The sequence below is a fragment of the Gordonia sp. UBA7860 genome (assembly GCF_002500165.1).
Taxonomy (GTDB): Bacteria; Actinomycetota; Actinomycetes; order Mycobacteriales; family Mycobacteriaceae; genus Gordonia; species Gordonia sputi.
Window position 1 is genome coordinate 1 of the sequence record NZ_DLSO01000035.1, and the last position, 8244, is coordinate 8244.

General features: G+C 64.3%; 5 protein-coding genes. 1 reads left to right on the forward strand and 4 read right to left on the reverse strand.

What is annotated here, in order from left to right:
• The 4 genes from B3T59_RS05260 to B3T59_RS05275 all read right to left on the reverse strand — a co-directional run.
• On the reverse strand, nucleotides 1-450 hold a 450-nt coding region (locus tag B3T59_RS05260), incomplete at its 3' end, for a metal-dependent hydrolase (protein WP_287001641.1).
• A 47-nt stretch (nucleotides 451-497) separates the two neighbouring features.
• Complete coding sequence (locus tag B3T59_RS05265; protein WP_005201960.1) at nucleotides 498-1499, reverse strand: alpha/beta fold hydrolase; 1002 nt, start codon at nucleotides 1497-1499, stop codon at nucleotides 498-500.
• 180 nt (nucleotides 1500-1679) lie between these two features.
• Nucleotides 1680-2933, reverse strand: a complete 1254-nt coding sequence (locus B3T59_RS05270; RefSeq protein WP_039854185.1) for a pyridoxal phosphate-dependent aminotransferase — start codon at nucleotides 2931-2933, stop codon at nucleotides 1680-1682.
• A 134-nt stretch (nucleotides 2934-3067) separates the two neighbouring features.
• The gene (locus B3T59_RS05275) at nucleotides 3068-6646 is read right to left on the reverse strand and encodes a (Fe-S)-binding protein (RefSeq protein WP_287001640.1); all 3579 of its coding nucleotides are present in this window, start codon (nucleotides 6644-6646) and stop codon (nucleotides 3068-3070) included.
• Nucleotides 6647-7114: 468 nt separating this feature from the next.
• On the opposite strand from B3T59_RS05275, the gene B3T59_RS05280 reads away from it, so the two are divergent.
• Nucleotides 7115-8244 (forward strand): glycosyltransferase family 2 protein (locus B3T59_RS05280; protein ID WP_414652069.1); only part of this gene is annotated, 1130 nt, incomplete at its 3' end.

Below are 8244 nucleotides of genomic sequence, written 5' to 3' on the forward strand. Positions count from 1 at the left end.
CAGTCGTTCGATGAGGTGCTTCTGCTTGGCCTCCACGCTGCCCTTCTCCAACGGGCCCAACACCTTTCGGAAGACCCACTCCATCTGGCGACAGTACGGCCGTGGGTCGATTCCGTGGTGGTCGAGGAACTCCCAGAGCACGTGGTCGTGTGCCTCCGCGTGCATGGCCTCCTGGCCGATGAAGCCGCGCATCGTCGCAGCCAGTTCTTCGTCACGAACCAGGGGGAGCGCTTCGTTGTAGGTCTGGACAAACCAGCGCTCTCCCTCGGGGAGAAGCAGATTGAGCACGCTGATGAAGTCGGAAGCGATTGGATGACCCGGAATCCAGTGCAGCGGAACGTCGCTCCAGTCGAATGCCACGTTGCGTGCGTGAAGCTCGACATCACCGGGATCGGTGTCGTTGTCTTGTGGCGTGGATGGGTGCGGTGCGAATGCTGAGGTGGTGTTCACCCTCTCGGCGTGTGAGTGCACGGGAGAAACTCCTTCGCGATGGCAGGTCAGCGGATAGCGGCGCGGTCGGGGGTCGTCGCGGTGGATGTTCGGGCGGCGATGCGTCGTACGAACTCGCGGATCGAGTCGGCAACGTAACCGGGGTTGGTCGTCGGAGCCCAGTGCGGGGTCGGTGACTCGAGACGTGTGAGATCGGGCGCGAATCGGTTCGTGTTGCGCAGCAGGTGAGTTCGCACCGCGAAGTCGCGGGTATTGACCATCTCCAGAACCGGAACGTGAGTCGTGCGCGGGTTGGGTTTGCCGACCTTACGCACCATGTTCGCTCGGTAATACCGCGCGCCGGAACGCATGTCGTTCCGCAGCGAGGGCGCGGTGACGATCTGCTCGGCAGGCGTACCGTCCATGAGCCGCAGGAATCGTCGCCACGCGCCCGGTGAGCCGAGTGTCGCGGAGATCAGCGTCGGACCGAACGGTAGGTGCAGCAGCACGATGTAGGTCGAGAAGAACGATTGCAGCAGGGTGTCGAGCGCTCGACGTGGCGTCGGATGAGAGATGTTCTCGCGCAGGAGCACTCCCACGTGGTCCAGGCACGGGCCAGAGATGGTGGTGAACGACGCGAAGTGATCTGTGGCGTCGGGGCGCGACATCGCCTCCCATGACTGGATGGAGCCCCAGTCGTGCGCTACCACATGGACTGGCGCGTCGGGGCTCACCGCGGCGGCGACCGCGTACAGGTCGTCCGCGAGCGTTTCGATGCGGTATGCCGACACCCCACGCGGATTATCGGAGACGCCGAGTCCGCGGGTGTCGTACGCGACGACCCGGAAGTCGTCGGAAAGACGCTCCGCGACCTCGGTCCACACGTGATGCGTATCCGGCCAGCCGTGCACGAACAGCACCGTCGGACGGTCGGCTGCATCGGTACCGTCTGGGTCCGCTGGGTTGCCTGCGCCTGCGACGGCCGACGTGTCGCCGGCAGGATCGTCGAACTCGAAAGTCGCGAGCCGTACGCCGTCGACGTCGATGAGTCGTTCGACCCACTGCTTCATACGTGACCCCTTCGAACCGTGATCTGGTTAACGTAACCGAGCGTCACAGCTATGTCCAGAGACGGTGACAACGAAGAGTGTCACATAACGCGCGGGCAGGGATCGGCGAATCGCGCAGAAGGTGCTGCGCCGCAGGTCATCGGGGGTGCTTCTGCTGGCGAAACTACTGGCGATACGACACTACTGGCGATAGGACGACAGGAAGTTGCCGATCCGTTCGACGGCGTCCTTGAGATCGCGCGACCAGGGGAGCGTGACGATGCGGAAGTGGTTCTGATCGTCGAGGTTGAACCCGCTGCCCTGCACCACCAGGATCTTCTCCTGCAGCAGCAGGTCCTGGACGAAGAGCTCGTCGTTGTGGATCTCGTAGACCTCGGGATCGAGGCGGGGGAACGCGTAGAGCGCACCCTTGGGCTTGACGCAACTGACGCCGGGGATCTCGTTGAGCTTCTCCCACGTCACGTTGCGCTGCTCGTAGAGGCGTCCACCGGGCGCCACGAGAGCCTCGATGCTCTGGTACCCGCCGAGGGCCACCTGGATCGCATGCTGGCCGGGGACGTTCGCACACAGGCGCGTCGACGCCAGGATGCCCAGGCCCTCGATGAAGCCCTTGGCGTGGTCCTTGGGGCCGGTGAGCACCACCCAGCCAGCCCGATAGCCACAGACGCGGTACGCCTTCGAGAGCCCGTTGAACGTCAGGCAGAACAGGTCGGGGGCAAGCGAGGCGATGTTGATGTGTTCAGCGTCGTCGTAGAGGATCTTGTCGTAGATCTCATCGGCGAGGATGAGTAGCGAGTGGCGTCGGGCCACGTCGACGAGTTGCTCGAGCACCTCGCGCGAGTAGACGGCTCCCGTGGGGTTGTTGGGATTGATGACGACGATCGCCTTGGTGCGGTCGGTGATCTTCGCCTCGATGTCGGCGATGTCGGGGTTCCAGTCGTTGTCCTCGTCGCAGCGATAATGCACGGCCGTGCCGCCGGAGAGGGCCGTCATGGCCGTCCAGAGGGGATAGTCGGGCGCGGGGATCAGCACCTCGTCGCCGTTGTTGAGCAGCGCCTGCATCGTCATGGTGATGAGCTCGGAGACACCGTTCCCGAGGATCACGTCGTCGACGTCGAAGTACGGGAAGTCGGGGAGGAGCTCATAGCGGGTGACCACCGCGCGTCGCGCCGAGAGCACGCCGGCCGACTCCGAATACCCCTGCGAGTACGGCAGCGCGTGGATCATGTCGCGCATGATCACGTCGGGGGCCTCGAAGCCGAACAGGGCCGGGTTGCCGATGTTCAGCTTCATGATCCGATGGCCCTCGGCCTCGAGTCGCGCCGCATGCGCGTGCACCGGCCCACGGATCTCGTAGCAGACGTTCTGCAGCTTCTCGGACTGCTCCAACGGCTTGAGGTTCTGGTTCAGGTGCGATACATACGGCCTACTCACGGGTTCAATTGTCTCAGCCGCAGGCAAATCGATTTTTTCGGGCCGTCGGAAATGCAGAAACACGCGCCTGCGACACCTGCGAGGAAAACTTCACTCGCAGGTGTCAGAAACGCGTGTTTCTGACGGGCGGTCGATCAGCGCTGGCCGGGTCGCTTCTTGCCCGCGGCCATGCCGAAGCCCTTGGCCTTCGACGCCCCGGTCTCGGCGATCGTGCGGCCGTCATCGGCTGCACCGGTTTCTGCTGTGTCGGTTACTGCTGTGCCGGTTACTGCTGTGCCGATTTCGGGGGCGCTGCCGTTCGACGACGCTGACTCGCCCTCGGTCGCGGTGTCGGTGGACGCCTCGGCCGACTCTGCCGGTGCAGCGGCTTCCGGCTCAGGAGTCGAAGCTGCGGGAGCTGCGGCCTTGGGCGCCGACGCCCCGCCCGGGCGCTTCTTCCCTGCGGCCATGCCAAATCCCTTGGCCTTGGCGGGCTTCTCCTCCGTCACCGCTGCGGCCGAGGCCGTAGCAGTCGACGTCGTTGAGGCAGTCGTCTCTTCCGGAGCGCTGGCCTCGCCACCGGTCTCGGGCTGTGCCGGAGCGGATTCCGCCGCCGTGCTCTCCGCCGGAGCGGACTCAGCTGCCGCAGGTGCCGACGCCTCTGCAGTCGGGGCGGCAGGACTCGCAGCCCCCGATCCGGCGCCTCCCGGCCGCTTCTTGCCCGCGGCCATGCCGAAGCCCTTGGCCTTGGCGGGCTTGTCCTCGGTCACTGCGGCTGCGGAAGTGCTTGCAGCCGTGGCTGATTCGGTGTCGGCGGTCGGAGCGGCGTCGGGTGCGGATTCGGTCTCCGCCACCTTGTTCTCCGCGGCGGCTGTGACGCCCGCGTCGGCTGCGGCCGCATTCGCGGTGCTCGCTGCGCCGGGCTTCTTGGCCCCGGGGCGCTTGCCCGCAGCCATGCCGAATCCCTTGGCCTTGGCCGGTTTCGGTGCATCGGCCGTGGCGCTTGCCGCACCTGCATCACTCGCTGCTGCGGTATCACTTGCCGCGTCTTCGACCGCCGCCGACGACTCGGCCTGCGCAGGAGCTGGCTGCGCGGACGCCGGCTTGGCCGCCGCGCCCGGCTTCTTCATGCCGCCCTTCATGCCGAAGCCCTTGGAGGCAGGCTTCTTTTCGGTCGTCTCCGACGATGCGGCAGGTGCCGACGCTGTCTCGGTCGACGCTGCAGGAGCCTTGGTCGCTGCGCTGCCGGCGCCGGGCTTCTTGCCGCCCTTCATCCCCAACCCGACCTTGGGCTTGGGCTTGGCGTCGGTAGCAGCGCCCGCGACGGCTGCGGCGGGAGCGGCGGCAGCCACCTTCTCGGGCTCGGGTTCCGGCTCGGGCGCGGGCTTGGAGACCGGTCCGAGGAAACGTCCGCCCCGCTTGACCTCTGGCAGACCACGCTTGACCGAATCGAGCAGCATCTGCGAGACGTCGACGACCTCGATCTTGCCTTCGTTCTCGGTGCCGGACGTCCGTGCGGTCACGCCGTCGGTCAGCATCACGCGGCAGAACGGGCAGCCCGTCGCGATCTTCTGCGGTGCCTCGTCGTTGCTGCCACCTGCACCCTTCGCGGATGCCAGGGTGTCGAGAGCCTCGTCGACGCGGTCGATGTTGATCCGCTTGCCGATCTGCTCTTCCATCCACATGCGCGCACCACCGGCGCCACAGCACATGGACCGTTCGCCGTGGCGAGGCATCTCCCGCAGCGTCGAACCGGATGCTTCCATCAGCTCGCGTGGAGCGTCGTAGACCTTGTTGTGGCGTCCCAGGTAGCAGGGGTCGTGGTAGGTGACGCCCTCGCCCATCGGTGCCACCGGCACCAGGCGCTTCTCCCGCACCAGGCGGTTGAGGAGCTGCGTGTGGTGCACCACCTCGTACTTCGCGCCGAGCTGCGGGTACTCGTTCGACAGCGTGTTGAAGCAGTGCGCACAGGTCACGACGACCTTCTTGCGCTGCGTCGGCGCCGTCTCGAAAACCCCGTTGATGGTCTCGATGTTCTGCTGCGCCAGCATCTGGAACAGGAACTCGTTGCCTGCACGTCGTGCCGAATCGCCGGTACAGGTCTCGCCCTCGCCGAGAACCATGAAGTTCACCGCGGCGATGTCGAGGAGCTCGGCGACCGCCTTGGTGGTCTTCTTCGCGCGATCCTCGTATGCGCCTGCGCAACCGACCCAGAAGAGGTACTCGAAACCCTCGAACGATTCGACGTCGGCACCGAAGACCGGGATCTCGATGTCCATCTCGTCGATCCAGTTGGTGCGAGCCGACGCGTTCTGCCCCCAGGGGTTGCCCTTGTTCTCGAGGTTCTTGAACATCCCGGCGAGTTCGGTCGGGAAGTCGGATTCGATCAGCACCTGGTAGCGACGCATGTCGATGATGTGGTCGACGTGTTCGATGTCGACGGGGCACTGCTCGACGCACGCACCGCACGTGGTGCAGCTCCACAGGGTTTCGGTGTCGATGACCGCACCGAGCTGCTCGGGGTCGAATGCGCCGTCCTCGTCGACGATGCCCTCGCCGCCGCCCATGAGCCCCTTGGACTCGCCGACCAGCTTGCGAGACGCCTCGGCACGCGCCGACTCGGGGATCTTTGCCAGCTTGGCCTCGTCGACGTTGCCGTCGGCGTCGACCAGCCCGACCTCGTCGCCGCCCATGTCCTTGCGTCCGCCTGCGATCAGGTACGGCGCCTTTGCCTGTGCGTGATCGCGCAGCGACATGATCAGCAGCTTGGGGCTCAGCGGTTTACCGGTGTTCCACGCCGGGCACTGGCTCTGGCAGCGACCACACTCGGTACACGTCGTGAAGTCGAGCCAGCCCTTCCACGAGAAGTCCTCGACCTTGCCTGCACCGAACGCGTCGACGTCGGGGTCGGCGGTCTCCATGTCAAGGACCTTGCCCTGGCTCATCATCGGCTTGGCAGCACCGAGTGCGACGCCGCCGTCCTGCTCACGCTTGAGATAGATGTTGAAGAATGCCGCGAAGCGGTGCCACGCGACGCCCCAGTCGATGTTCGCGCCGACGACTGCCAACCAGATCATGCCGCTCATCAGCTTGACGACAGCGGCCGCGGTGACCCAGTAGACCGACGAACCCTCGAAGAGCTGCGCGAAGTAGTGCGTGAAGAACGACGTCCAGATGGGCGGGTCCTCGATGTCCGACGAGATCTTGAACGTCTTCACGAAGATCATGCCGAGGCCCTCGATCAGGACCACGAGCTCGACGAAGTATGCGGCGCCGAAGCGTGAACCCGAGAAGCGGGACAGGCGCTTGGGTATCCGCGGGTGGTTGAGCTGGCGAATGATGATCAGCGCCATGATGCCGATTACGGTGCCGAGGCCGAGCACCTCGTCGGCGAAGATGTAGACGTTCCACGCGCCGATCACCGGCCAGTGGAATTCGGGGTCGAAGATCTGGCCGTATGCCTCGAACCAGAAGATCGCACCGATCAGGAAGCCGAACATCACCAGCCAGTGCGCCCAGCCGACGGTCCGGAACTTCACCATGCGCGTGTGGCCGACGAACTCCTTGAGCATCGTCCACAGTCGTGGACCGACAGGCCAGTAGCGGGTGCTGTCGACCTTCTGGCCCTGGGCGATCGCGCGCACCATGGTCCACACGCCGCGTAGGAAGCTGGCCCAACAGAACAAGCTGATGACCGCGGCAATAGTGCCGATGGTGATCGTCGTGGCATTCACGGCGTCCCGGCCCCTCTCATATTGATCATCGACCTAGCCGCGCAGGGCTGACGTGCGCGGGGTCGGACGTCTACTACAGGTAACCGTAATTCTTCTCCGGTTCTTCGCGCTGCCAAGGTTGCCCTTACCTGGAGCAGGTACCAGGCGTTGCGATATAGGAATGATACTCACGAGTAACTGACTATCCAGTCAGTTCCGGGGTGACGTGAGCCTCCCCTGTTGTCCCGACGGTGCGATTTCGCTCGATCGGGCGACTCGCTGCGCGGTACCGCAAATAGAGTGACTCGGGCCACATATCTCTCAGAAAGCGGTGTGCGTCTCGATGGAAAGCAGAATTCAAGTCCATTAAAAAGGGGACCCGAAGCATTTCGTGCGACACACGAATTTTAGTAATCAGGTAAAGAAGTTAAGCACGTACACCAGACGGAGTACGGCGGGTTGCGGGTGTCGGTCAACTGGGCAAGAATCGTGGATGAGCTGCGACGAGGCGGGTCGATGTTGTGGGGGATCGATGCCAACTCGGAGGTGGGGACCGTGGGGCCAGCGCGGCTGTTTGTCGTCAGAATCATTGCCGTTCTTGTGGTTTCTTTCGGCTGTGCCTATATATTCTGGCGATGGAGCGACACTATTGCGTGGTCCGCATGGTGGATTGCTATTCCATTAGTTATTGCGGAAACGTACTCGCTTTCTGAGTCTATTCTTTTCGCATTTATGATGTGGAATGCGCGCGAGCGGCCGGTTCCGCCTGCGGCGCGACCGGGCCTAACCGTGGATGTATTCATCACCACTTACAACGAGCCCCTTGAGCTTGTGGTCCGCACTGCGATCGGCGCGCGGGAGGTGAGATACCCCCACAACACCTGGATCCTGGACGACGGTGATCGCGAGGAGTTCCGGGCAGCGGCTGCCGCGCTGGGCGTCGGATACCTCACACGAGGCGAGGAGTGGAACGGGCGTCAGCGACATGCCAAGGCCGGCAACATCAACAATGCGTTGTTTCTGACCGACGCGGAGTTCGTGGCGATCCTCGACGCCGACCAGGTCCCCAAGCCGGAGTTCCTCGACGCCGTCCTCGGCTACTTCGACGACGATGCCGTGGCCTTCGTGCAGACGCCGCAGTACTTCTGGAATGTGCCAGAGTCCGATCCGCTTGGTAGTCAGGCCGAACTGTTCTATGGCCCCATCCAGCAGGGTAAGGACGGCTGGGGCGCTGCATTCTTTTGCGGGTCGAACGCCGTCCTGCGGCGCGAGGCTCTGATGGCGCTGGGCCTGCGGACATACTCGCGTGGCGCTGACCCTCAGGTCAGAAAGGCTATTCGCGACGAATGGGCGCGCCTCGAGGGCCTCATCAACGAAGTGGGGCATGGATCGGGACTGCGCATCCCGCTCGAGGATGCGCTCGACGTGGTGCGTCGCGCGCGACGCAGTTTGCGGCGTGGCGCACCGGTCGGCGAGGTCGCCTTCGAGCTGCGTGCCGGTATTCACGACATCCTTGATTCACACCCGTGGCTACCGGAAGAGGTCGTCGACGAACCGCACAAGACAATGGACTCGGTGGAAGTGTCCCGAATCGACCAGGCATTGGCGATCCAGCCGAT